The organism is Sediminimonas sp. (assembly GCF_024637375.1).
GTDB lineage: Bacteria > Pseudomonadota > Alphaproteobacteria > Rhodobacterales > Rhodobacteraceae > Sediminimonas.
This window is the reverse complement of the sequence record NZ_JAGXFK010000089.1, coordinates 1-22,885: the sequence shown is the minus strand read 5'-3', so window position 1 is coordinate 22,885 and position 22,885 is coordinate 1. Positions and strand designations below refer to the sequence as shown.

25 protein-coding genes and 1 tRNA gene are annotated in these 22,885 nt (G+C 66.6%); 13 read left to right on the top strand and 13 right to left on the bottom strand.

Annotated elements, in window-relative coordinates:
- Positions 1 to 186: 186 nt before the first annotated feature.
- From Q0L89_RS14215 to fabD, 3 genes are all read right to left on the bottom strand, one after another.
- A complete protein-coding gene (locus tag Q0L89_RS14215) occupies positions 187 to 420 on the bottom strand; it encodes an acyl carrier protein (RefSeq protein WP_026756156.1) in 234 nt (77 codons plus the stop codon).
- 233 nt (positions 421 to 653) lie between these two features.
- On the bottom strand, positions 654 to 1,391 hold the full coding sequence (gene fabG, locus Q0L89_RS14210; RefSeq protein ID WP_296766424.1) for a 3-oxoacyl-[acyl-carrier-protein] reductase: 738 nt from the start codon (positions 1,389 to 1,391) through the stop codon (positions 654 to 656).
- Positions 1,392 to 1,434: 43 nt separating this feature from the next.
- Positions 1,435 to 2,379, bottom strand: coding sequence for an ACP S-malonyltransferase (fabD, locus tag Q0L89_RS14205; RefSeq protein WP_296766421.1), 945 nt, complete (start codon positions 2,377 to 2,379; stop codon positions 1,435 to 1,437).
- Between the two features lie 158 nt (positions 2,380 to 2,537).
- Between fabD and Q0L89_RS14200 the strand changes: the two genes are divergently transcribed.
- Complete coding sequence (locus Q0L89_RS14200; RefSeq protein WP_296766419.1) at positions 2,538 to 3,764, top strand: cytochrome b/b6 domain-containing protein; 1,227 nt, start codon at positions 2,538 to 2,540, stop codon at positions 3,762 to 3,764.
- A gap of 83 nt (positions 3,765 to 3,847) precedes the next feature.
- Here Q0L89_RS14200 and Q0L89_RS14195 read toward each other — a convergent pair whose 3' ends face one another.
- Both Q0L89_RS14195 and Q0L89_RS14190 read right to left on the bottom strand, forming a co-directional pair.
- On the bottom strand, positions 3,848 to 4,426 hold the full coding sequence (locus Q0L89_RS14195) for a YceI family protein (protein WP_296766417.1): 579 nt from the start codon (positions 4,424 to 4,426) through the stop codon (positions 3,848 to 3,850).
- Between the two features lie 117 nt (positions 4,427 to 4,543).
- Positions 4,544 to 5,047: a hypothetical protein gene (locus tag Q0L89_RS14190; RefSeq protein WP_296766415.1), complete on the bottom strand. Its 504-nt coding sequence runs from the start codon at positions 5,045 to 5,047 to the stop codon at positions 4,544 to 4,546.
- A 263-nt stretch (positions 5,048 to 5,310) separates the two neighbouring features.
- On the opposite strand from Q0L89_RS14190, the gene rpsF reads away from it, so the two are divergent.
- From rpsF to rplI, 3 genes are read left to right on the top strand one after another with little or no spacing between them, the layout of a single operon-like run.
- Entirely contained in the window at positions 5,311 to 5,664 is a 354-nt protein-coding gene (gene rpsF, locus Q0L89_RS14185; protein ID WP_296766412.1) for a 30S ribosomal protein S6, read from the top strand.
- A 28-nt stretch (positions 5,665 to 5,692) separates the two neighbouring features.
- Positions 5,693 to 5,920 carry a 30S ribosomal protein S18 gene (gene rpsR / locus Q0L89_RS14180; protein ID WP_296766409.1) on the top strand — a complete coding sequence of 76 codons (228 nt, stop codon included), beginning with the start codon at positions 5,693 to 5,695 and terminating at the stop codon, positions 5,918 to 5,920.
- 12 nt (positions 5,921 to 5,932) lie between these two features.
- A complete protein-coding gene (gene rplI, locus Q0L89_RS14175; protein WP_296766407.1) occupies positions 5,933 to 6,571 on the top strand; it encodes a 50S ribosomal protein L9 in 639 nt (212 codons plus the stop codon).
- A gap of 79 nt (positions 6,572 to 6,650) precedes the next feature.
- Here rplI and Q0L89_RS14170 read toward each other — a convergent pair whose 3' ends face one another.
- The 3 genes from Q0L89_RS14170 to Q0L89_RS14160 form a co-directional block, all read right to left on the bottom strand.
- Entirely contained in the window at positions 6,651 to 7,067 is a 417-nt protein-coding gene (locus tag Q0L89_RS14170) for a DUF1330 domain-containing protein (protein WP_296766404.1), read from the bottom strand.
- 156 nt (positions 7,068 to 7,223) lie between these two features.
- Positions 7,224 to 8,564 carry a trigger factor gene (tig, locus tag Q0L89_RS14165; protein ID WP_296766403.1) on the bottom strand — a complete coding sequence of 447 codons (1,341 nt, stop codon included), beginning with the start codon at positions 8,562 to 8,564 and terminating at the stop codon, positions 7,224 to 7,226.
- 27 nt (positions 8,565 to 8,591) lie between these two features.
- Positions 8,592 to 8,676, bottom strand: a tRNA-Leu gene (locus tag Q0L89_RS14160).
- Between the two features lie 202 nt (positions 8,677 to 8,878).
- On the opposite strand from Q0L89_RS14160, the gene Q0L89_RS14155 reads away from it, so the two are divergent.
- Positions 8,879 to 9,379 carry a Hint domain-containing protein gene (locus Q0L89_RS14155; RefSeq protein ID WP_296766400.1) on the top strand — a complete coding sequence of 167 codons (501 nt, stop codon included), beginning with the start codon at positions 8,879 to 8,881 and terminating at the stop codon, positions 9,377 to 9,379.
- Positions 9,380 to 9,381: 2 nt separating this feature from the next.
- Here the strand turns inward: Q0L89_RS14155 and Q0L89_RS14150 are convergent, their stop codons facing one another.
- Entirely contained in the window at positions 9,382 to 10,959 is a 1,578-nt protein-coding gene (locus Q0L89_RS14150) for an NAD(P)H-hydrate dehydratase (protein ID WP_296766398.1), read from the bottom strand.
- A 170-nt stretch (positions 10,960 to 11,129) separates the two neighbouring features.
- Here Q0L89_RS14150 and Q0L89_RS14145 point away from each other — a divergent pair, with 170 nt between their 5' ends.
- The 4 genes from Q0L89_RS14145 (at position 11,130) to Q0L89_RS14130 (ending at position 14,934) form a co-directional block, all read left to right on the top strand.
- On the top strand, positions 11,130 to 11,468 hold the full coding sequence (locus Q0L89_RS14145; RefSeq protein WP_296766394.1) for a P-II family nitrogen regulator: 339 nt from the start codon (positions 11,130 to 11,132) through the stop codon (positions 11,466 to 11,468).
- 49 nt (positions 11,469 to 11,517) lie between these two features.
- A complete protein-coding gene (gene glnA / locus Q0L89_RS14140; RefSeq protein WP_296766392.1) occupies positions 11,518 to 12,924 on the top strand; it encodes a type I glutamate--ammonia ligase in 1,407 nt (468 codons plus the stop codon).
- Positions 12,925 to 13,106: 182 nt separating this feature from the next.
- Positions 13,107 to 14,012, top strand: coding sequence for a hypothetical protein (locus tag Q0L89_RS14135; protein ID WP_296766389.1), 906 nt, complete (start codon positions 13,107 to 13,109; stop codon positions 14,010 to 14,012).
- A 109-nt stretch (positions 14,013 to 14,121) separates the two neighbouring features.
- Positions 14,122 to 14,934, top strand: coding sequence for a hypothetical protein (locus tag Q0L89_RS14130; protein WP_296766387.1), 813 nt, complete (start codon positions 14,122 to 14,124; stop codon positions 14,932 to 14,934).
- A 44-nt stretch (positions 14,935 to 14,978) separates the two neighbouring features.
- Here the strand turns inward: Q0L89_RS14130 and Q0L89_RS14125 are convergent, their stop codons facing one another.
- Positions 14,979 to 15,722: a DUF3445 domain-containing protein gene (locus Q0L89_RS14125; RefSeq protein ID WP_296766384.1), complete on the bottom strand. Its 744-nt coding sequence runs from the start codon at positions 15,720 to 15,722 to the stop codon at positions 14,979 to 14,981.
- 173 nt (positions 15,723 to 15,895) lie between these two features.
- On the opposite strand from Q0L89_RS14125, the gene Q0L89_RS14120 reads away from it, so the two are divergent.
- Both Q0L89_RS14120 and Q0L89_RS14115 read left to right on the top strand, forming a co-directional pair.
- Positions 15,896 to 17,110 carry a bifunctional alpha/beta hydrolase/OsmC family protein gene (locus Q0L89_RS14120; RefSeq protein WP_296766383.1) on the top strand — a complete coding sequence of 405 codons (1,215 nt, stop codon included), beginning with the start codon at positions 15,896 to 15,898 and terminating at the stop codon, positions 17,108 to 17,110.
- Between the two features lie 80 nt (positions 17,111 to 17,190).
- On the top strand, positions 17,191 to 17,937 hold the full coding sequence (locus Q0L89_RS14115) for a GNAT family protein (RefSeq protein ID WP_296766380.1): 747 nt from the start codon (positions 17,191 to 17,193) through the stop codon (positions 17,935 to 17,937).
- 82 nt (positions 17,938 to 18,019) lie between these two features.
- On the opposite strand, the gene Q0L89_RS14110 is transcribed toward Q0L89_RS14115, so the two are convergent.
- The 3 genes from Q0L89_RS14110 to Q0L89_RS14100 form a co-directional block, all read right to left on the bottom strand.
- Positions 18,020 to 18,526 carry a DUF6653 family protein gene (locus Q0L89_RS14110; protein WP_296766378.1) on the bottom strand — a complete coding sequence of 169 codons (507 nt, stop codon included), beginning with the start codon at positions 18,524 to 18,526 and terminating at the stop codon, positions 18,020 to 18,022.
- A 191-nt stretch (positions 18,527 to 18,717) separates the two neighbouring features.
- Positions 18,718 to 19,317 (bottom strand): biotin transporter BioY, encoded by a 600-nt coding sequence (locus Q0L89_RS14105; protein ID WP_296766375.1) that lies wholly within the window; start codon positions 19,315 to 19,317, stop codon positions 18,718 to 18,720.
- An 80-nt stretch (positions 19,318 to 19,397) separates the two neighbouring features.
- A complete protein-coding gene (locus Q0L89_RS14100) occupies positions 19,398 to 19,829 on the bottom strand; it encodes a DUF6314 family protein (RefSeq protein ID WP_296766372.1) in 432 nt (143 codons plus the stop codon).
- A gap of 106 nt (positions 19,830 to 19,935) precedes the next feature.
- Between Q0L89_RS14100 and purB the strand changes: the two genes are divergently transcribed.
- Positions 19,936 to 21,243, top strand: a complete 1,308-nt coding sequence (gene purB, locus Q0L89_RS14095) for an adenylosuccinate lyase (protein WP_296766370.1) — start codon at positions 19,936 to 19,938, stop codon at positions 21,241 to 21,243.
- Positions 21,244 to 21,323: 80 nt separating this feature from the next.
- Positions 21,324 to 22,406, top strand: a complete 1,083-nt coding sequence (locus Q0L89_RS14090; protein WP_296766368.1) for a FliG C-terminal domain-containing protein — start codon at positions 21,324 to 21,326, stop codon at positions 22,404 to 22,406.
- Positions 22,407 to 22,885: the final 479 nt, after the last annotated feature.

Here is a 22,885-nt window from a genome sequence, read left to right as displayed (position 1 = left end):
TTTCCTTGATGTTTCGGGCGTGTTCCTGCCACCGGTCGCGACCGGGCCGTCCGAGAGCGTGCAGCGTAACGGATTCGGCCGATATCTCCAAATCGGCATCCGGGCGCCCGTTCACGCCACGCATGAAAAAGGGCCCACGCCGTCAGCGACGCGGGCCCCTTTCCAGAATATGCGATCTGCCGCGGCTCAGGATGCCTCGGTAATGAATTTCACCGCATCACCGAAGGTCTGGATCGTCTCGGCAGCGTCGTCGGGGATCTCGATGCCGAACTCTTCTTCGAAGGCCATCACCAGTTCGACGGTGTCCAGGCTGTCGGCGCCGAGGTCGTCGATGAACGAGGCATTCTCCACGACCTTGCCCTCTTCAACACCCAGGTGCTCCACAACGATCTTTTTGACGCGGTCTGCGATGTCGCTCATGATTCCAGTCCTCATTCTGTTGGGCAACATGCCCGGTTCCTGCCCTCGCCCGCGGGGACGGCGTTCGCTTTGCCCTGTGTAAAGGGCGGCTCTTGGTCCCGCAAGCCGGGAAAACCGGCAGCGCGACCCGCGCCCCCGAAATAGCTGCGCCGCCTATAGCACATGATTTACGCCGCGCAAACGCTTTCGACCCCGTTCTGCGGCGCCGCTGCACATGCCCGCGCGGGCATGTTTCAAAGCATCGCCATGCCGCCGTTTACGTGCAGCGTGGCGCCGGTGACGTAACCCGCCTCGGCGCTCGCCAGGTAGATGACCGCCGCGGCGATATCCTCGGGCGCGCCCATGCGGCCGGCGGGAATCTGGGCATTGATCCGCGTCTTCTGATCGTCGCTCAGCGCCTCGGTCATCGGTGTGGCGATGAAGCCGGGCGCGACGGCGTTGGCGGTTATGCCGCGGCTGGCCACTTCGGCGGCGATCGACTTGGTCATGCCCACCATGCCGGCCTTGGCAGCGGCGTAATTGGCCTGGCCCGGGTTGCCGGTGGCGCCCACCACCGAGCTGATGTTGACGATCCGGCCCCAGCGGGCCTTCATCATCGGGCGCACCACGGCGCGGCACAGGCGCATGGTGGCGGTCAGGTTCACATCGAGCACGCTTTGCCAGTCGTCATCGGACATGCGCATGAATACCTGGTCGCGGGTGATACCGGCGTTGTTGACCAGGATGTCGAGGCCGCCCATGGCCTCGGCCGCCTGCTTGGGCAGCGCATCGACGGCGGCCGCGTCGGACAGATCGCACGGCACCACATGCGCCCGCGCGCCCAGTTCGCTGGCCAGTTCCTTTAGCGGGGCCACCCGCGTGCCGCTGAGCGCCACCGTCGCCCCGGCGCCGTGCAGCGCGCGCGCGATGGCACCGCCGATACCCCCCGATGCGCCGGTCACCAGCGCGCATTTTCCGGTCAGATCAAACATCTTGCTCTCCTTGGCTTGGCTGTGGCCGGGCGTGGCCCGGGTGTCAGGCTTGCAGGCTGGCGGCGGCCTCGGCCACCTCTTGCGGCGTGCCGATGGCGCGGCACGCGATCGCACGGTCGATGCGCCGTATCATGCCCGACAGCGCCTTTCCGGCGCCGATTTCCCAGATCTCGGTGACGCCCTGCGCGGCCATCCACGACACGCTTTCGCGCCAGCGCACGCGGCCGGTCACCTGATCGACCAGCAGCGCGCGGATGCGGTCGGGGTCGGTTTCGGCCTCGGCCGACACGTTGGCCACCAGCGGCGGCACCGGCGCGGCGATCTCGACCTCGGTCAGGGCGGCCGCCATGGCGCGGCCGGCGGGCGCCATCAGCGCGCAATGAAACGGTGCGCTGACCGGCAGCAGCATGGCCCGCTTCGCGCCGCGGGCCTTGGCGATCTCGACGGCGCGTTCCACCGCCGCCTTGTTGCCGGAAACGACCACCTGCGCGGGGTCGTTGTCGTTGGCGGCCTGGCAGACCTCGCCCTGCGCGGCCTCGCCGGCCACCTGCGCCACGGTGTCCAGGTCGAGCCCCAGGATCGCCGCCATGGCGCCCTCGCCCACCGGCACGGCCTGCTGCATGGCACGCCCGCGCAGGCGCAACAGCCGCGCCGCATCGCCGATGCTCAGCGCCCCGGCGGCGGCCAGCGCCGAATATTCCCCCAGCGAATGCCCGGCCACGAACGCCGCCGATTGCGCCGGCGTCACCCCTTCGGCCTGAAGCGCGCGCAGCGCCGCCAGCGAGGTGGCCATCAGCGCCGGCTGGGCATTCTCGGTCAGGGTCAGCGTGTCCTGCGCGCCCTCCCATATCAGCGCCGACAGGTCCTGCCCAAGCGCCTCGTTCACCTCGTCGAACACCGCCTTCGCGGCCGGGTAGGCCTGCGCCAGTTCCCGCCCCATGCCGATTGTCTGTGCCCCCTGCCCCGGAAATACGAATGCGCGGCTCATGTGATCCTCCAGTTGACCTTTGTGCCCAGTTACCGCGCAAGCGCGCGCCACGCAACGCCAACCGCGCGCCAGCGCACGCGGGCTGTGCGTAGAGCCGCCTTTGCACCGGGCGGGCGAACTACCTAGGATCGATGCGACGACGACACACGGAGCGACACATGCCGCTAACCAGCACCCCGACCGCCTATGGCACGGTGACCAAGACCTTTCACTGGATCACCGCGCTGCTGATCCTGACCGCGATACCTCTGGGCCTGATCGGCGCCGACTTGGCCTTTGATATCCGCGGCAGCGGCGGCGAAGCCGGCCAAGCGGAGATCGACCGCGCGGCGCTGGTGTTCTCGCTGCACAAGACCATCGGCATCAGCGCCTTTTTCGTCGCGCTCGGCCGCATCGCATGGGCCTTGTCGCAGCCCAAGCCGGGGCTTCTGAACGGCGATCACCGGGCCGAGGCGATGCTGGCCGAAACCGTGCACTGGGTGCTTTACGCCGCCATGCTGATCACCCCGCTGGCGGGCTGGGTCACGCACGCGGCCGAAACCGGGTTTGCCCCGATCTGGTGGCCGTTCGGACAGACGCTGCCCTTCGTGCCGCAGGATACGGCGGTGGCCGGCACCGCCGGGTGGGTGCATTACCTCGCCTCTCGGGTGCTGATCGTGGCGATCACGCTGCATGTGGCGGGGGCGCTGAAACACCACCTGTTCGATCGCGACGCAACGCTGCGGCGCATGCTGTCGGGCCGCGCGGATGCCGCGCCCAGCACCGCGCAACCGGGGCACACCCTGCCGGTATTGGCCGCGATGGCAATCTGGGCCGGCGTGCTGGGCGCGGGGCTGGCGCCGGTGCTCGGCGGCAAGGCCGGCACCGGGGCCACCCTGCCCGCGCAACAGGCCGGGGCCGGCAACTGGCAGGTCGAGGAGGGAACGCTCGCCATCTCGATCACCCAGATGGGGAACACCGTCACCGGTGAATTCGCCAACTGGCAGGCCGACATCACCTTTGCCGACGATCCCGACCGCGAAAAGAACGGCCGCGTCGAGGTGACCATCGCGATTCCCTCGCTGACGCTGGGCTCGGTCACCGACCAGGCCATGGGGCCGGATTACTTCGCCGCCGAGGACTACCCCGAGGCCACCTTCACGGCCGACATCCTGCGCGCCGAGGGGGCGGGCAACTTCGTGGCCGAAGGCGAACTGACGCTCAAGGGCGAAACCATGCCCGTGACCCTGCCGTTCACGCTGAACCTGGACGCCCAGCGCGCCGCGATGTCCGGCGATGCCACGCTCGACCGGCGCGAATACGATATCGGCGAAGGGGTCGAGGACGAAGGCACGCTGGCGTTCGACGTCGACGTCGAGGTGTCGCTGACCGCCACGCGCCAGTGATACCATTGCTACCCCATGAAAAAAGGCCGCGCACCCCTGGGTGCGCGGCCTTTGCCGTCATCGTACCGACCGAGATGCGCCGATCACTCGGCCTTCATCGCCTCGATCGAAATCTCGACCTGCACCTCGTCGCTGATCGCGGGCGCGAACTTGTCGAGGTCGTAATCGCTGCGCATCAGGGTGGTGGTGGCGTCGAAGCCCGCCCACGCCTTGCCGGCCATCGGATGCTGCCCGGCCTTGTTGAGCTGCGCGTCCAGATCGACCGATTTGGTCACCCCGTTCAGGGTCAGATCGCCGGAAATCACCGCCGTATCGTCACCCGTGACCTCGATACCGGTCGATTCGAACGTCACCATGTCGCCTTCCGACGCGCCGAAGAAATCGTCGGACATGAAGTGTTCGAACCGCTTTTCCCAGCCGGTAAGCAGCGACATCACCGGCATCGCAACACTGACCGACGAATTCGCCGGATCGTCCTGGTCGAACATGATCTCGCCCTCGAAACCGGAGAACATGCTGGTGGTGGTGGAAAAGCCGAGGTGGTTGTAGCTGAACACGACCTGGCTGTGGCTGGCGTCGAGCATGTATTTCTCGGGCTCGGCCTGCGCGGCGGTGGCGCTGAGCAGGGCGGCGGCAATGGCGGTGGTCACGCGATATTTCATGTAATCGAACTCCTGAAGGTGTTATTCGTATCGTCCGAGAGTAACATCGCGGCCCGCGCCGGCCCACGCAATTCCGCAGTGTTCAACACTTCGTGTGAGGTGACGAACACCCAGCGCTCAGAGCGCCCCGCGCCTGAGCAAAGCGCGCAGGTCGTCGATGTCGGTGGCATGAACCAGCGGCATCTCGATCAGCGCCACGCCGTCCTGGCCCCACACCACAAGGCGGTTGCCGCGCAGGCTGACCCCGCCCAGGTCGTCGAAGGCGAAGCGCGCCATCTCCCGCACCCTGCCATCGGGGCCGCGGCGGACGTGGCGCAACTCGCGGGCCTGCGCGTCGAGGTGTACTTCCTCCCGGCCCGTGCGCCGGACCGGCTGCATCATCACCAGCCCGATGCAAAGCAACACCACCGACATCACCAGACGTGCTAGGAACGGGTACGGTGCCGCCGGCGCGGCGATCGCGCTCCACATCCCGATCGCCGCGAGCACCATCGCCGCGCCCAGCAGGCGTGTGCCGCCGGCCATCAGGGGGTTGGCGCCCCGTTGCACGACGATCGTGCTGTGCCGCCCCGGCATGCTTGTCTCTATCGCGTCGAATGTCGGTTCGTGAACTGCACGCATGCCGCAACCTTTACCAATGCCAAAACGGTTGAAGAATTCACAGGCACCTTGACGGGCAAAGGCGGCAGCAGTTTGGCAGCCGTTGGGACTTATCGCGACCGCACCGCTGTGCAGGCGCTCGCGCGGGCTTGCGTCGCGCTTCGTTCCATCGTAAGGCAACGGCTCCTTCCGCAGGTAGCAATGAACCGCGCAGTCTCTCGTGGATGGGTCGCGGAAGGCTAGGACCCACCTTTGAAATGCGCCTGAAAAGAACAGGAGTGCACATGCCGCTTTACGAGCATGTATTCATCTCGCGCCAGGACTTGTCGAATACGCAAGCCGAAAGCCTGATCGAACATTTCAGCACCGTTCTCGCGGATAATGGCGGCACGGTCGCCGACAGCGAGTACTGGGGCGTCAAGACGATGGCCTACAAGATCAACAAGAACCGCAAGGGCCACTACGCCTTCCTGCGCACCGACGCGCCGGCGGCCGCGGTTCAGGAAATGGAACGCCTGATGCGCCTGCACGACGATGTCATGCGGGTTCTCACCATCAAGGTCGACGCCCACCAGGAGGGGCCGTCGGTCCAGATGCAGAAACGCGAAGAACGCGGCGATCGCCGCGAACGTCGCTGACAGGCCCATTCAGGAAAGGACGCAAGTCATGGCAACGAAACCGTTTTTCCGCCGCCGCAAGGTCTGCCCGTTCTCGGGCGACAACGCGCCCAAGATCGACTACAAGGACACCAAGCTGCTGCAGCGGTACATTTCCGAGCGCGGCAAGATCGTGCCCTCGCGCATCACCGCCGTGTCGGCCAAGAAGCAGCGTGAGCTGTCGCGCGCGATCAAGCGCGCCCGCTTCCTCGCCCTGCTGCCCTACGCCGTGAAGTAAGGAGAGAGCATCATGCAAGTTATCCTGCTGGAACGCGTGGCCAAGCTGGGCCAGATGGGCGACATCGTCGATGTCAAACCCGGCTTCGCGCGCAACTACCTGCTGCGCCAGGGCAAGGCGCTGAGCGCGTCGGAATCCAACATCGCCGATTTCGAGGCGCGCAAGGCGCAGTACGAAGCGCAGAACCTCGAAACCCGCAAGGAAGCCGAGGCGCTGGCCGACAAACTGGACGGCAAGCAGTTCATCGTGATTCGCCAAGCTTCGGACGGGGGCAACCTCTACGGCTCGGTCAGCACCCGCGACGCGGCCAATATCGCCACCGAGGACGGCTTCACCGTCGATCGCAAGCAGGTGATCATCCGCCAGCCGATCAAGGAGCTGGGCCTGCACGAGGTCGAGGTGCACCTGCACCCCGAGGTCATGGTCACGATCACGCTGAACGTCGCCCGCTCGCCCGAAGAGGCAGAGTTGCAGGCCTCGGGCAAGACGATCCAGGAACAGGCCGCCGAGGACGAGGCCGCCGCCGATTTCGAGATCGCCGAGCTGTTCGAGGACATCGGCGCCGCCACCTCGGAAGACGACGAGCTGGCGGAGATCGTCGAAGGCAACGACGAAGACAACGACAGCACCGGCGAAGACAGCCAATCCTGAGCATTGGCCGGATCGTCGGCACAGTTGAAAGAACCGACCGCGCGGGGATCTCGTCCGCGCGGTTTTTTCATACCTCCGCTCAGTCGGCGAAGGTGGTGCCGACACTGAGCGGCGCCATGCGGATCAGTCGCGAATCCGCCACCGCGGCCTGCCGGTGCACCATCGCCTGGCGGTAGTCGGGGTCCTTGATCATCGTGGCAAAGGCCTCGGGGCCCGGATACTCGGCGATGAAGCACAAATCCCACCGCTCATCTTGCGGGCCGATCAGCATCTGTTCCATCCGCCCGCGCCACACGATGCGCCCGCCGACCCGTTCCAGCACCGGGGCGCTTTCGCGGCCATAGGCGGCGTAGGCCTCTTTTCCCGTTACCTCGCGCCCGTCGTCGTATTCCGCGCGCTCGCGCAGGTTGACGAGGTTGAGCATATGGATGGGGCCGGGCCGGTCGTTGGCGCGGAATTCGGCAAAGCCTTCGCGGGTAAAGCCGATATGGCTCATGGCGTGGTTCTCCCTGCGTCGCGGTTGTCATGGCGGCGTCCATTAACGCAGATAGGCGCGCCGCCGGCAATCGGCCCGCAAACGCCTGTCGCCGCAAAATGAAAGGACCGCCCTCGGGCGGCCCTTTGCAAGAATAACCGAACGGATGCGCGCCGCTTACGACTCGTCTTCGTCCATTGCCTCGATCGCCTTTTGCAGGTCATCCTTGGAGACCGTCTTTTCGGTCACCTCGGCCTGCTCGGCGATGTGATCGACGACCTTGTCCTCGAAGATCGGCGCGCGCAGTTGCTGCTGCATCTGCTCGTTCTGCTGCACGAATTCGAAGAACTGACGCTCCTGCCCGGGGTACTGGCGCGCCTGCTCCATGATCGCCTGGGTCATCTCGGAATCCGAGACCTCGATCTCGGCCTGCCGCCCCAGCTCGGCCAGCAGCAAGCCCAGGCGAACGCGACGCTCGGCCAGCTTCAGATGCTCGTCCGTCGGCTCGACCTCGGGGTGATCGTGGCCCTCGTGCTCGGGGTTTTCCTCGTGCCAGAGCTGATGCGCGATCTGCTTGGCCTCGCCATCCAGCAGGCTGGGCGGCAGGTCGAACTTGACCAGCTCGTCAAGCTTGTCCAGCAGGTCGCGTTTCATCACCGCGCGGGCGGCATTGGCGTACTCGGCGCCCAGCTTCTCGCGGATCTGGGTCTTGAGCGCCTCCAGGTCCTCGGCCCCGAACTTTTTCGCCAACTCGTCGTCGATCTCGGCCGCCTTGGGTGCCTTGACCGCCTTCACGGTGCAGTCGAACACCGCTTCTTTTCCGGCCAGGTTCTCGGCACCGTATTCCTCGGGAAAGTTCACCGTCACCGAGGGCTCATCGCCGGCCTTGACGCCGACGAGTTGCTCTTCGAAGCCGGGGATAAAGCTGCCGGACCCCAGAGTGAGCGGGTAATCCTCGGCCGCGCCGCCCTCGAACGCCTCGCCGTCGACCTTGCCGACGAAATCGATCACGACCTGGTCGCCGTCCTGCGCCGCGGCGCCGTCTTCGCGGTCCTCGAAATCCTGCGCGTTCTCGGCCAGGTTTTTCAGCGCGTCGTCAACGGCCGCCTCGTCGGGTTCGACGACCATGCGTTCCAGCTTGATCTGGCTGAAATCGACCTCGGGGATGTCGGGCAGCGCCTCGTAGGACATGGCGACCCGCACATCGTCGCCCTGTTTCCACTCCTCGCCATCGACCATGGTGACCGAGGGCTGCATCGCCGGGCGGTCGCCACTGTCCTCGAAATGCTGGCTCATGGCGCCGTCGACGGCTTCCTGCATCGCCTCGCCGAGAAGCCGCTCGCCGAACTGCTTTTTCAGCAGCGCCATGGGCACCTTGCCCTTGCGAAAGCCCTTCATCTCGACTCCGGGCTGTGCCTCGGCCAGTTTCTCGTCAACCTTGGCATCAAGCTCCGCCGCCGTCACGGTGATCTCGTAGGCGCGCTTGAGCCCTTCGTTCTGGGTTTCGGTGACTTTCATTTATTCGTCGTCCTTTCGTCATGTCGGTGGTGCGGGTGAAGGGACTTGAACCCCCACGCCTTGCGGCGCCAGAACCTAAATCTGGTGCGTCTACCAATTCCGCCACACCCGCGAATAACCAGACGGGGCGGCCATCCGCGACAACCCCCACAGTTGCCGCGGTTCCTAGCAAACCAGCGCCCCGGATGCGAGAGGAAAATGACGCGCCCCGGCGCCCGCCGACAGGGGGCCGAGGCGGCGCGAAAATCCGCGACACGCCGCGCGCCATGGTTTATGGTAAGTCCAATAAAGAGGCAAAAATCGAGCATACGCCCATGGAACCGAAAACGGCCGGGCGCGAGAGCGGGCAGTATCCCGCGTTGCGCCGAGATGTGCGCGGGGTCGGCATCGTTGCCGGCACCTGCCTTCTGACACTGGACGGCGAGCTTCCCGTCGACCACCTGATGCCCGGCGACCGGCTGATCACGCGCGACACCGGCGCCGTCGCGTTGCGCGGCGTCGAGGTGCACCGCGTCCGCACCGAGGCGATACTTTTCACCGGCGGATCGCTGGGGCACACGCGGCCCGGTCGCGACCTTGTCGTACCCCCCGATCAGGCGGTGTTCGTGCGCGACTGGCGCGCGCGGGCGTTCACCGGCCATGCGGGCGCGCCGGTTCCGGCGCGGCGCCTGCTGGACGGCGAATTCATCCGCAAGCTGCCGATCGCCGAGATGACGCTTTACCGGATGATCATGGACGCACCGCACATCGTCTACGCCGACGGGCTGGAACTGGCCTGCCCCGGCCGCGCGCCGGCGATGGCGCGCGCGGCCTGAGATCAGGGCACGCCAAGGTCGCGCAGCACCGCCGGCAAGGCTTCGGGCAGATCCTCGGCGATCAGGCCGGGGCCAAAGCAGCGTGCGCATTCCACATGGCAAAAGGCGGCGGTTTCCGCCGCCTGCATCGGGGCAAATCCGCGCGCCAGCAGGCCGGTGATGAACCCCGCCAGCACGTCACCTGCGCCTGCCGTGGCCAGCCATGGCGCGGCGCGCTCGTATTGGGCCGAACTGATGCTGCACCGCCCGTCCGGCGCGGCGATCACCGTATCCGGCCCCTTGAACAGCACGATGCAGCCCGCCCGTTCGGCCGCCGCGCGCGTGGCATCCACCTTGGAATAGGCCGGGCCCTTGGTGGCCGTCGCGTTCAACTTGTCGGCAATGTCCGGAAACAGCCGCGCGAACTCGCCCCCGTGCGGCGTCAACACGCATTTGTCGTGCAACAGGGCAAACAACGCCGCAGGGTCATCCCCGAACGCGGTCAGCGCATCGGCGTCAAGCACCACCGCCCTGCCTGCACTCAAGGCCGCGGGAACCAGGTCTTGCGCCCGCGCGATGCCCAGCCCCGGCCCGAGGCACAGCGCATTCACGCGCGCGTCCTCCAGCACCCCGGCCAGCCCGTCCGCGTCGTCGATCCGCTTCAGCATCAGCGCGGTGATCCGGGAGGCCACCTCCATCTGCGCCGATCCCGGCACACCCAGCGTCACCAGTCCCGCGCCGATGCGCAACGCGCCGCGCGCGGCCAGCCGCGCCGCGCCCGTGCGCCCGGCCCCGCCCGAAAGGACCAGCGCATGACCGTGGGTGTATTTGTGTGTCTGCGCGGCCTTTCCCAGGTCTGGCAAAGAAGCGCGCTCAACCAATCCAACCACGTCGTCCGGCGGTCGGGGGCTGCCCTCAAGGCCGATATCCTTGACAATGAGGCCAAGGCTGCACCGCGAACCGTCCGCAAGGAAATGACCAGCCTTGGCTCTATGAAACGAAACCGAAAGATCGGCATGAACGCCCGTTTCCACCGATTTTTCCGAACATTCGAGAACCCGACCACTGTCAGCACAAACACCGGAAGGAATGTCGACTGCGACGACCTTGACCAGCCCGAGAGATGAAACCTCGTTCAGGCTCGTCACGCCGCGGATCAGCGCCTCGTCCGACAGTGGCCTTGCAAGCCCGGTCCCGAACAGCGCATCGACCCAGAGGTCGGCGTGTTTCACCCCTCCGTCGGCGCCAAACAACCTGGCCGGGTCCAGTTGGTTTACCTCCCCCAACGCGCCCCACCGCTCGTAATTCGTCTTCGCATCGGGGGGCAGCTTGTCGGGACTACCGTAAAGGAACACCTCCACCTGCCAGCCCCATTCCCCGAGCAGCCGCGCCACGACGAAGCCGTCGCCGCCGTTGTTGCCCGGCCCGCACAGCACCACCGCCTTGTGCGGCGCCTGCGCCAGGTCAGGCCATTCCTCGAACACCGCCTCGACGACGCCGCGCCCGGCGCGTTCCATCAGCTCCAGGCCGGTGACGGCGCCCGACTCGATGGCGGCCCTCTCGATGGCGCGCATCTGCGCGGCTGTCAGCAATTCGGCCATATCCTGCCATTCTCGATTCATTTTCGCCTGTTGCATGTGCGCCTTGCCTAAATTTTAATCGCTGTGTCGAAATCCCATCCCCGTTCAGGCGTCACGAAACCCTAGCGAATTGTGACCGCCATTTGAAAGTGCTCTGAGGGGGCAGAAGTTTGGCGAGGAGGCCCGCGACCATGAAAAAGATCGAAGCGATCATCAAGCCGTTCAAACTCGACGAGGTGAAGGAGGCGCTCCAGGACGCCGGCGTTCAGGGCCTCAGCGTGATCGAGGTCAAGGGCTTCGGCCGCCAGAAGGGCCACACCGAACTGTACCGCGGCGCCGAATACGTCGTTGATTTCCTGCCCAAGGTCAAGATCGAGGTGGTGATGGACGACGACCAGGTCGATGCCGCCATCGAGGCCATCGTCGATGCCGCCAAGACCGACAAGATCGGCGACGGCAAGATCTTCGTCAGCCCGATCGAACAGGCCATCCGCATCCGCACCGGCGAATCCGGCTCCGACGCGCTCTGATCCGCCGATCCCGACACACCCCAGGAATACAAGCAAGGGACACCACCACATGAGCACCGATACTTTTCTCAAGACACTGAGCGATGAAGATATCGAATATGTCGATGTCCGCTTCACCGACCCGCGCGGCAAGTTGCAACATGTCACGCTGATCGCCGACGAGGTCGACGAGGACCTGCTCGAGGAAGGCTTCATGTTCGACGGCTCGTCGATCCAGGGCTGGAAATCCATCGAGGCCAGCGACATGAAGCTGCTGCCGGACACCGACAGCGCCTATATCGACCCGTTCTATGCCGAGAAGACGTTGTGCGTGCACTGCTCGGTGGTCGAGCCCGACACCGGCGAGCCCTACGAGCGCGACCCGCGCGGCACCGCCGAAAAGGCCGAGGCGTACCTGAAATCCTCGGGCGTGGGTGACGACGCCTTCTTCGGCCCCGAGGCCGAGTTCTTCCTGTTCGACGACGTGCGGTTTTCCAACACCATCAACAAGGTCTCCTACGAGGTCGACGCGCTCGACGGCTCGTGGAACACCGACACCGAATACGAGATGGGCAACACCGGCCACCGGCCCGGCATCAAGGGCGGCTATTTCCCGGTCAACCCCATCGACGACGGCCAGGACATCCGCTCCGAAATGCTCAGCACCATGAAACGGCTGGGCATGAAGGTCGACAAGCACCACCACGAAGTGGCGTCGTGCCAGCACGAACTGGGGCTGATCTTCGGCAGCCTGACCAAGCAGGCCGACGAGTTGCAGAAATACAAGTACGTCATCCACAACGTGGCGCAGGCCTACGGGAAGACGGCCACCTTCATGCCCAAGCCGATCTATGGCGACAACGGCACCGGCATGCATGTGAACATGTCGATCTGGAAGGATGGCAAGCCGCTGTTCGCCGGCGACAAGTATGCCGATCTTTCCCAGGAGGCGCTGCATTTCATCGGTGGCATTCTCAAGCACGCCAAGACGCTCAACGCGTTCACCAACCCCTCGACCAACAGCTACAAGCGGCTGATCCCCGGTTTCGAGGCGCCGGTGCTGCGCGCCTACTCGGCGCGCAACCGCTCGGGCTGCGTGCGCATCCCGTGGGCCGAAAGCCCCAAGGCCAAGCGCGTCGAGGCGCGTTTCCCCGACCCTTCGGCCAACCCCTACCTGTGCTTCGCGGCGCTGCTGATGGCCGGGGTCGACGGGATTCGCAACAAGATCGACCCGGGCGAGGCGATGGACAAGAACCTCTACGACCTGCCCGCCGAAGAACTGGAAGGCATCCCGACCGTCTGCGGCAGCCTGCGCGAGGCGATCGCGTCGCTTGAGGCCGATCACGACTTCCTGCTGGCCGGCGACGTCTTTACCAAGGACCAGATCGAGGGCTACATCGGGCTGAAGATGGAAGAGGTCGAGATGTACGAGCACACGCCGCATCCGATCGAGTTCAAGATGTATTACAGCTGCTGAACGCGGGCGCATCCCCCCGCACCACGACGCATTTCAACGCCCCGCGCACCCCGCGCGGGGCGTTTCGCTTGTGGCCCTGTCCGGCGACCGTGCCTCAATGTTTTCGAATTTGGGACAAATTAAACACGTTATTGACCGATAAACCCTTGGTTGTCCGAAGCCCAACACCGGGGAGACGTGTCATGACCAAAGGCACTCATCGCTACAAGACCGGCCTGATCTTCAACGGGCCGCAGGAAATCGACTGCGTCGCCGTGATCAACCGAATCGGCATGACGCTGGAAGCCCGCCAGGTACGGATAACAGGCAAGCATGTCCTGTCCGACACCGAGGCACAGATCCTGGCACGCAATATCGAAGTGACGATCGGCACCGAGGAGTGCGCGGCGCAAGACGGCGACGACGCGGTCTGCCTGACCGTCAGCGTCACCGCGCATGAGTGCGACAGCGCCGATGACAACGATGCTGCATTGCGGCTTCTGGCCTCCGTCACGCTTGACCTGGTGCAGCACCTGGTGCCCGACTCGCTGTGGTGGCTGACGCCCAAGGCACAGCTGAGCCGCGCGCAATTTCTCAGCGCCGCCGGCCCGCGCCGCCCCCGCCGGGTGCGCCACGCACGGACGCGCCGGGCCAGCGCACGGCCCCCGCGCGCCGAATATGCACAGCGCCACGCCAGCGACAGCAACCACGCCACCCCCTTTCCCACTGTCGAGGAAAGCCTCGATGCGCTCGACGCGCGCATGGCCGAGCACCTTGCCCCTCGGGACGAGCAGGTGCACGCGGACCCGGACCCGAGCGATCACAACCTGCGCGAGGTGTTCCTGTCCGACAACGTGCAGGCCAAAACCGAGGACAGCACGGCCCCCGCCCAGCCCAGCGCCCCCGAACGCCTGACCGCCTGGATATTGGCGATCACGGTGGGGGTGTTCTCGCTGCCGGTGGCCGCCTCGCTTGTCGTCATCAACCTGTTCCGCGGCGAGGATCTGCGCCTTTCCGCGCAGGCCCTGTCGCTGACCGGCCTTTTCGTCGCGCTCAGCAGCAGCGGCATGCTGGCGCCGGCGCTGGCGCTGATTCCCACACTGAGCTGATCCGCGTGCGGGCCTTCCATACCGGAAGGCCCACATTTCGACACAATTTATCCCAAATTGTACCCAACTGCGGCGCGACAGTTGCGGAGAATAGAAAACGAGGCTTGCTATGACACAGGAAACCACATGCATCGTCGCCTGCCTTGAATACGGCATCAAACCGGCGCTGTCGTTCCCGCAGATCGTGCGTGCTTTCGACCAGGTGCTCGAATCGCACCGGTTGCAGCAACGCTCGATCAGCTTCGACTCGGATGACGTCGCCCTGATCGACCTCGACATGATGCGCATCGCGCTGGCGTGGTACCAGCCGGAAACGCCCGGCCAATCCTGGTATCTGGCCATCGCCGTCGGGCCCTCGCCGCACTCGGACCGGGTGCGCATGCCGCGCCGCTTCAGCGAACGCCTGGCACACAGCGTGATCGACCGCGTCAGCAGCGATCTGCCCTTCGACGCGATCCTGTGGAGCGAAACAACGGCGCCGCTCGACGTCGACAAGATGGACCAGATCCTCGACGCGCTGAGCGGCCTGGCCGCGATGCCCGCCGACCCGCGCACATCCGACGCCGAGACGGTAGAATCGGTGATCAGCAGTGCCCAGGCCAGCGCCGAGGCCGAGGGCGGCGCGCCCGAAGACTACCTCCATGTCGGCACTGTCGAAGATACGACGCCCGACGCCGCCGAACACCCCGGGGCCCGCGATGACGCGCCGGCCGGCGAAAAAACCCGCCGCCTGTTCGCCGAGGTCTACGTCGAGGAGCCCGAGGGCTGTTCGCTGCAGATGTATCTTACCGTCTACACCCTGGGAACGACGCTGCTGTTGATGACGCCGCCGGTCGGGGCCGCGATGCTGGCCTATACCGTGCTGCGCGACCTCCAGAAGGAAAAGCCCAAGCCGCTGCGTTTCTGGCGCAACGCCGCCTGAACGCCGCGCCCGGCGCCCCGGACACACACGGCCACGAGGGGCGCTCAGCCCCGTCGCGCGACGACGAACGTGTGGATCGAGAACACCACCGCGCCGCTTTGCGGCAGGCGCACCAGGCACTGCCGTTCCGAGCGCAGATAGGGCGCCGCATCGCGCGCCCGCCGGGCCGGATCGGCCACAGGCTCGCCGCGCGGCTGATGCAGCGCCGGGTCGTCATACCCCAGGGCATTGAACCGCCAGAGCGGGCGCCCCGGCCTGACCCCATCGAGCAGCCGCTGCACGCGGCGGGCAAGATCGGCGTCGTAGACATCGACCGGCGCGTGAATCGCCAGCATCGGGCGCATGAACTTCTCCGACAGCCGCCAGCTCGCCGGAAAACACAGCACCGCCCCGGTCAGCAGATGCTCGTCACTCCCCGGTCGCCGCTCCATCAGGCACAGGTCTTCCTGCACCAGGTGCCCCAGCGTGCGCAGCGGGGCGTCCCGGTCCACCTCGACCCATGCGCCATCGGGGCGCTGCACCCGTTCGCCCGCGACCGCGAAATCGTCGCGCGCCGCAAGCTGATCAAGCACCATCTCGAGAAGTTCCGCCGCCGCCGGCGCCGCGCCCGCGTCGAGCGCCACAACACCCCCGGCGCGATGTTCCAGAAGCCGGGCGCGTTCGGCCATCTGCTCGGCGTAGACCTCGTCGACGAGCAGCCAATCGGCCGGATCAAGCGGTTGAACCCCCGGCAGCGATTGCCTGATGGTCGGATCGTAGGGCAGGTCGTGTTGCAGAATTGGTGTCATGGTCCGTGACTTCGCCCAAATCGCCCCCGCAGGCAAGTGCCAGGCGCCGTGCCCGGCGACCGCACGAAGTCTCACCGTCGCGTGAAAGCGGACATATCGCGCTTGCGGCACGGCGGGGGCATGGCCATGGTCGGTATCGTCATCACCAAAGCGCGAAACGCCGAAGGACCATCATGACCACCGAACGCATCACTTTCCCCGGACATGACGGGCAGGATCTGGCCGCGCGACTCGATCTGCCCGATGGGCCGCATCTGGGCACGGCGTTGTTCGCGCATTGCTTCACCTGCTCCAAGGACATCCCCGCCGCGCGTCGAATCGCCGGGCGCCTTGCGGCGATGGGGCTGGCGGTGATGCGGTTCGATTTCACCGGCCTGGGGCACTCGAAGGGCGAATTCGCCAACACTACCTTCACCTCGAACGTCGATGACCTTGTCTGCGCCGCCCGATACCTGGCCGGGCGCGACATGGCGCCGGGGCTGCTGATCGGGCACAGCCTGGGTGGCGCCGCGGTGCTGCGCGCCGCCGGCCAGATCGACAGCACCCGTGCCGTCGTGACCATCGGCGCGCCGTTCGACCCCGGGCACGTCACCCACAACTTCGACCACGCGCTGGATGACATCGAACGCGACGGCGAGGCCGAGGTCTGCCTCGGCGGTCGCCCCTTCCGCATTCGGCAGGATTTCGTCGATGACATCTCGGCCGCCAGGCTGGCCCCCGCGATCAATGACCTGAGCGCCGCGGTGCTGGTCATGCACGCACCGCGCGACACGCAGGTGGGTATCGACAACGCCGCCGAGATATTCAAGGCCGCGCATCATCCCAAGAGCTTCGTCACCCTCGACGACGCCGACCACCTGATCACCAGGGCGCGCGATGCCGAATATGCCGCCGAAGTGATCGCCGCATGGTCGGCGCGTTACCTGGACCTGCGCCCGCCGGCGCCACCGCCGGGCGCGCCCGAAGGCATCGTGCGCGTGTCCGAGGCCGACGCCGACGGCTTCTTGCAGGATGTGAACGCCGGCCCCGATCACCACGTTCTGGCCGACGAACCCGAAGCCTACGGCGGCACCAACCGCGGCATGTCGCCCTACGGGTTCCTGGCCGCGGGGCTGGGCGCATGCACCTCGATGACGATCCGGATGTATGCTCGCCGCAAGGGCTGGCCGCTGACCCATGTGCATGTCGACGTGTGCCACGACAAGATGCACGCCCAGGATGCCGCGGGCGGCGAAAAGATCGACGGGTTCATCCGCGAGATCCAGCTCGAAGGCAAGCTCAGCGACGCGCAGCGCCAGAAGTTGCTGGAAATCGCCGACAAGTGTCCGGTGCACCGCACGCTGGAGCGCGCCTCGCAGATCACCACGCGACTGGCAGCGCAGGAATGACGGCCGCCGAACGGGCATCGCTGCGCCGTTGATTTCTGCGCCGGGGCGGGGTTCACTACCGGCATGACTGGAAAACAACAGTGACCGCGAAGGCATATCCGCTCGGCGCGCCCGTGCCCGGCTGGCAACCCGCCGGGGTGCCGACCGGCGCGCGCCTGTCCGGCCGCCTGACCCATGTGCGCCGCCTTGTCGCCAGCGACGCGGCGCCGCTGTTCGCGCGCCTGGCCCCCACGCAGGCCCCGCAGGATTGGCTGTACATGCCCGTCGGCCCGTTTGCCGACGAGGCCGCGTTCGGCGACTGGCTCGGGCCCGCCACGGCGGCGACCGATCCGTTATTTCACGCCATGGTGGGCGCCGATGACGACGTGCCGTTCGGTTTCTGCGCGTTTCTCAACATCCGGCCCGAAACCGGGTCGATCGAGATCGGCTTTATCCAGCTCGCCCCCGGATTCCAGCGATCGACCGCGTTCACCGAGGCGATGTACCTGATGGCAAAACACGCCTTCGAGCAGGGCTACCGGCGCTACGAGTGGAAATGCGACGCGCTAAACCTGCGATCCCGACGCGCCGCGCACCGGCTGGGGTTCAGCTACGAGGGGCTGTTCAGGCAGCACCTGGTGGTGAAGGGGCGCAACCGCGATACCAAGTGGTTCTCTATCATCGATTCGGAGTGGCCCGCGCTTGACCGACGTTATGCGCGGTGGCTCGACCCGGCGAATTTCGACGGCGATGGCCGGCAAAAGACGTCGCTGTCGGCACTGACCGCCCCCCGCATCGCCTGCCATGACCCGGATTTGCCACCGGCCCGAGCAAAAGGTCGCCCATAGCGGCAAGGCCCTTACCGGGTCTGTTGTGGATGGCGTCGTGCACCCGGGCACCTTCAACTGGTCCGCGTCGAGCCCTCTTCGGTCACTCCGGCGCGGAGGGCGCCTTGCCTTCGTTGGCTTCCGTGTAGATCCAGACCATCCTGTCCAAAATCCACAACTTGCACAGCATCGCAACGGCCAGGCCGGTCAGTGTCAGAGTAAGATCGAGCATGACAATGCCCGCCAACAGCATGATTGACCCCGTCGACACCGCGAGCGTCAAGGCACGGAGGATCGGAGCGTGATGCGCCGGAACCGACCCGTCGCCTCGAGAAAGCCAGATGCGTTCACCCAGGACGCCCTTCGACATCCAGTTGTCGATTGACGCCGGAGGCGGAAACAGGCGTGGGTTCAGCCATGCCCATACCAGCACCGCTCCCGTCGGGATCAGCGCCCACCAACCGATCCAGATGCGGCTCCAGACGGCAAGGGCAAGCAGGGGCAGCATCGAAACGCGCGACCAGCCGCTCCAGGGATTCGCGTGCCGGGCCCAGACCGTTTCGTTCATGGACATCATCCGCTCGAAGCCAGGGCCGAGAATTTTCAGCACGGTGTTCCTTCGATCTTGCGGGCCAATGGGTCACCGCCGCGTCCGGCACAGTAGACTTTCGCAGATTTCCGCGCGCTTGTTGAGCCTCTTCTCGCCAGGGACTTCAGCGCGCTTCGATCCGCGGAACAACAGAAACGGCAAGGGCCGCCCATGGCGGGCGGCCCTTCGATCCTCGGCGTGGGGTGTCCGGCTCAGCCGCGGGCGCGGGCCACCAGCTTCCACACCATCGGCAGCAGCGCGGCGGCCAGCGCCAGCTTCAGCGCGTCGCCGATCAGGAACGGCGTCAGCCCCCATTGCAGGATCGGCTTGTCCCAGCCATACAGCATCCCCAGCCAGATCAGGCCCGGCACGTAAATCAGCACGTTGCCCAGCAGCATCGCGCCGGCCATGCGCGGCGCGGTCTTGTCCCAGCCGCGGCGCGCCAGCGCGCCCAGCAGGACCGTGGCCAGCATATAGCCCGCCAGGTAGCCGCCGGTGCCGCCCATCATGTAGGTAAGCCCCGCCGCCTCGGCGCCCGATCCGGCGAACACGTCAAAGCCAAGCGCGCCCACGATCATGTAGCCCATGATCGTGACCAGCCCCAGGCGCGGGCCATAGGCGGCGCCCAGCGTCAGCACGGCGAAGGTGCCCATGGTGATCGGCACCGGCCACATCGGCACCTTGATCTTGGCCGCGATCGCCAGCACCGCGATCCCGACGCAGACAAGCAGCGCCTGCTTGACCCATTGCTGCGCGCCCTCGCGCGGCACGATGGCCTCGGCCAGAACCCTGTTCGTCACGGCTGTCGTCATGTCCCTGTCTCCTGCTCTGTGCGCGCCTTGCGCCATGATGTCCCGGCGTTTTTGCCGCAACCGGCCCCGTCATGCAAGCGTCATGCGCCCGCGGCCGCCTGCATCATGTACCGCGAATACATGGTATAGCCCTTGTGCGGCCCGTCCACGCGCCAGCGCGCCGACCACTCCGGCCAGCGCGAGAAATCGTAGCGCACGGCGTAGGTGTCGGGCGCGCACCAGTGCGTGGCGGCGCTTTCGGCGGTGTTGGGGTCGAAGCTGTGGAACGGCCGGCCATCGTCGAAGCGCACCTCGATCACGCCGCCCTGCCCGGGCCACCATGCGTAACAGCGCGTCGCGGCAAACCCGCCCTGCCCCGGCAGGTGCAGCGTGCCCTTCTCGCGCAGCATCAGGGCACCCTGCCCCAACGGCTCGAACCGCGCGGTGCCGATCAGCCGCGCCACCTGTCCGTCGTCTTCGACGATGCGCCGCGCCAGGCGCCACGTCCCGGTGAAATCGTGCAAACCGATCATGCTGTCCTCGTCATCGCGCGTGCAGCCTAGTCCGCCCGTGCCCTTGCCGCCACCCCGTGCCGGCGCTAAGAGGGCGCAAACGCCCTTGCACAAGGTTCCTTTGCCCATGATCCCGCGCTATTCCCGCCCTGAAATGGTCGCCATCTGGTCGCCCGAGACCAAGTTCCGCATCTGGTTCGAGATCGAGGCCCATGCCTGCGACGCGCAGGCCGATCTGGGCGTGATCCCGCGCGCGAACGCGCAGGCGGTGTGGAAAGCCCGGGATGTGGAATTCGACACCGCCCGCATCGACGAGATCGAGGCGGTGACCAAGCACGACGTGATCGCCTTTCTCACCCACCTGGCCGAACACGTCGGCAGCGACGCGGCACGCTTCGTCCACCAGGGCATGACCAGCTCGGACGTGCTCGACACCTGTTTCAACGTGCAACTGGTGCGCGCCGCCGACATCCTGCTGGCCGACATGGACGCGCTGCTCGACGCGCTCAGGCGCCGCGCGTTCGAACACAAGGATACCGTGCGCATCGGGCGCAGCCACGGCATCCACGCCGAACCCACCACCATGGGGCTGACCTTCGCGCGGTTTTATGCCGAGATGGCCCGCGGCCGCACGCGGCTGGCCCGCGCCCGCGAAGAGGTCGCCACCGGCGCCATCTCGGGCGCCGTGGGCACCTTCGCCAATATCGACCCGCGCGTGGAAGAACACGTCTGCGCGCAGTTGGGCCTGGCCCCCGAACCGATCAGCACGCAGGTCATCCCGCGCGACCGCCACGCCATGTTCTTTGCCACGCTTGGCGTGATCGCCAGTTCGATCGAGAACATCGCGACCGAGGTCCGCCACATGCAGCGCACCGAGGTGCTGGAGGCCGAAGAGTTCTTTTCCAAGGGGCAGAAGGGCAGCTCGGCCATGCCGCACAAGCGCAACCCGGTGCTCAGCGAAAACCTGACCGGGCTGGCGCGGCTGGTGCGCATGTCGGTCACCCCGGCGCTGGAGGACGTGGCCCTGTGGCACGAGCGCGACATCTCGCATTCCTCGGTCGAGCGGGTGATCGGCCCCGACACGACGGTGACGCTGGATTTCGCGCTGGCGCGGCTGACCGGGATGATCGACAAGCTGGTGATCTACCCCGATCACATGCTCGACAACCTGCACAAGTTCCGTGGCCTGGTGATGAGCCAGCGGGTGCTGCTGGCGCTGACACAGGCCGGCGTCAGCCGCGACGATGCCTACCGCCTGGTGCAGCGCAACGCCATGAAGGTCTGGGAAGAGGGCCGCGATTTCAAGACCGAGCTTCTGGCCGACCCGGAGGTGACCGCGGCGCTGAGCCCCGCCGAGATCGAAGAGAAATTCGACCTCGGCTATCACACCAAGCACGTCGACACGATCTTCGAGCGGGTATTCGGCAGCGCCTGACGGGCCCCGCAACAGGGGGCGGAAACCGAATCTTCACGGCTTTCCCACTACGCTCGGCGCGATCGCAACCGAGGCGTGGCATGAACGAGGTGGAACCCTACACGGCCCCCGCGCAAGGCGGCGCGTCGGCGCGCCCGGCGCTCAGCCGCCGGCAAAAGGCGGCGATCGTGGTGCGCTACCTGCTCAACGAGGGCGCCGAGCTGTCGTTGGCCGACCTGTCCGAAGACCTGCAAGCCGACCTGACGCGGGAAATGGCGGCCATGCGCCAGATCGACCGCGCCACGCTGGCGCAGGTGGTGACCGAATTCGCCGGCGAACTGGAACAGGTCGGGCTGTCGTTTCCGCGCGGGATCGCCGCGGCGCTGAACGATCTCGACGGCCGCATCAGCCCCGACGCCGCGGCCCGCCTGCGCCGCTCCGCCGGGATGCGCGATTCCGACCCGTGGGCGCGGCTGCGCGGCATGGACGCCGATACGGTGCTGCCGCTGATCGCGGCCGAATCCACCGAAGTCGCCGCCGTCATCCTGTCCAAGCTCGACGTCGGCCGCGCCGCCGAGTTGCTGGCGCGGATGCCGGGCGCGCAGGCGCGCCGGATCACCTGCGCGATGCCGCGCACCGGCGCGGTCACGCCCGAGGCGGTGTGCCGGATCGGGCGGTCGCTGCTGGCGCAGATCGACGACGTGCCGCCGCGCGCCTTCGATGCGGCGCCCGAGGCCCGCCTGGGCGAGATCCTGAACATGTCGCCCTCGGCCACGCGCGAAGACCTGCTTTCGGGGCTCGACGACGCCGACGCCGCCTTCGCCAGGCGGGTGCGCGCGGCCATCTTCACCTTCGCCAATATCCCCGGGCGCCTGTCGGCACGCGACGTGCCCAAGCTCGCCCGCGCGATGGACCAGGGCCGGCTGGTGAGCGCGCTGCGCTTCGCCACCACCAGCGGCGACGATTCCGCCGCGGCGGCCGAATTCATCCTCTCCGCCCTGCCGAGCCGGATGGCCGAGACGATGCGCGAGGAAATGGAAGAAGCCGGCACCGTCCGCCCCGCGACCGGGGAAGAGGCGATGAACATGGTCGCCGGCGCGATCCGCGACCTGGCCGCCGAGGGCGAGATTACCCTGGGCGCCGCCGCCGATGACGCCGACGGCGCCACGGGCACGGACGGCTAGGTAAGGTGGATTCGAAACGCGCATCATTGGTATTCGGTGCGACGGCAGGTTCGCGCCCGACCCCGAGGGTGGGCGCGGTGCGGGTTGGCGCGCGGTCGGGGCACTGCGCCAGCGCCGCAACATCTCGAAACGTGGTCTGGTTTCGCGCCCGCCCTGGGGGCGGGGTCGGGCGCGAACCGGATCGCAAGCGATCCGGGGGCACAGGGATCAATGTTGCGTATTATGAATTAGGGTGACTAGTGTTCACCACCTGTCAAAAAGTTCCCGGTCTGCCTCTGGTGCGCCGTCGGTTTCTCGGAGCGAGGTTCGAGAGGCCGCAATGCGGGACGAAGCGGGCGCTTGGGTCGGTTTGGGAAATGGTCAAGATGGCCTGGAGCGGACGTTGGGCGACCGGCTGATGTGCCGCGCGGTGCCCGACCGCCGGGTGGGCGCTGCAACACTTATGTCGCGCGCTTTATGCCGGCCAAATACCTCTTCGT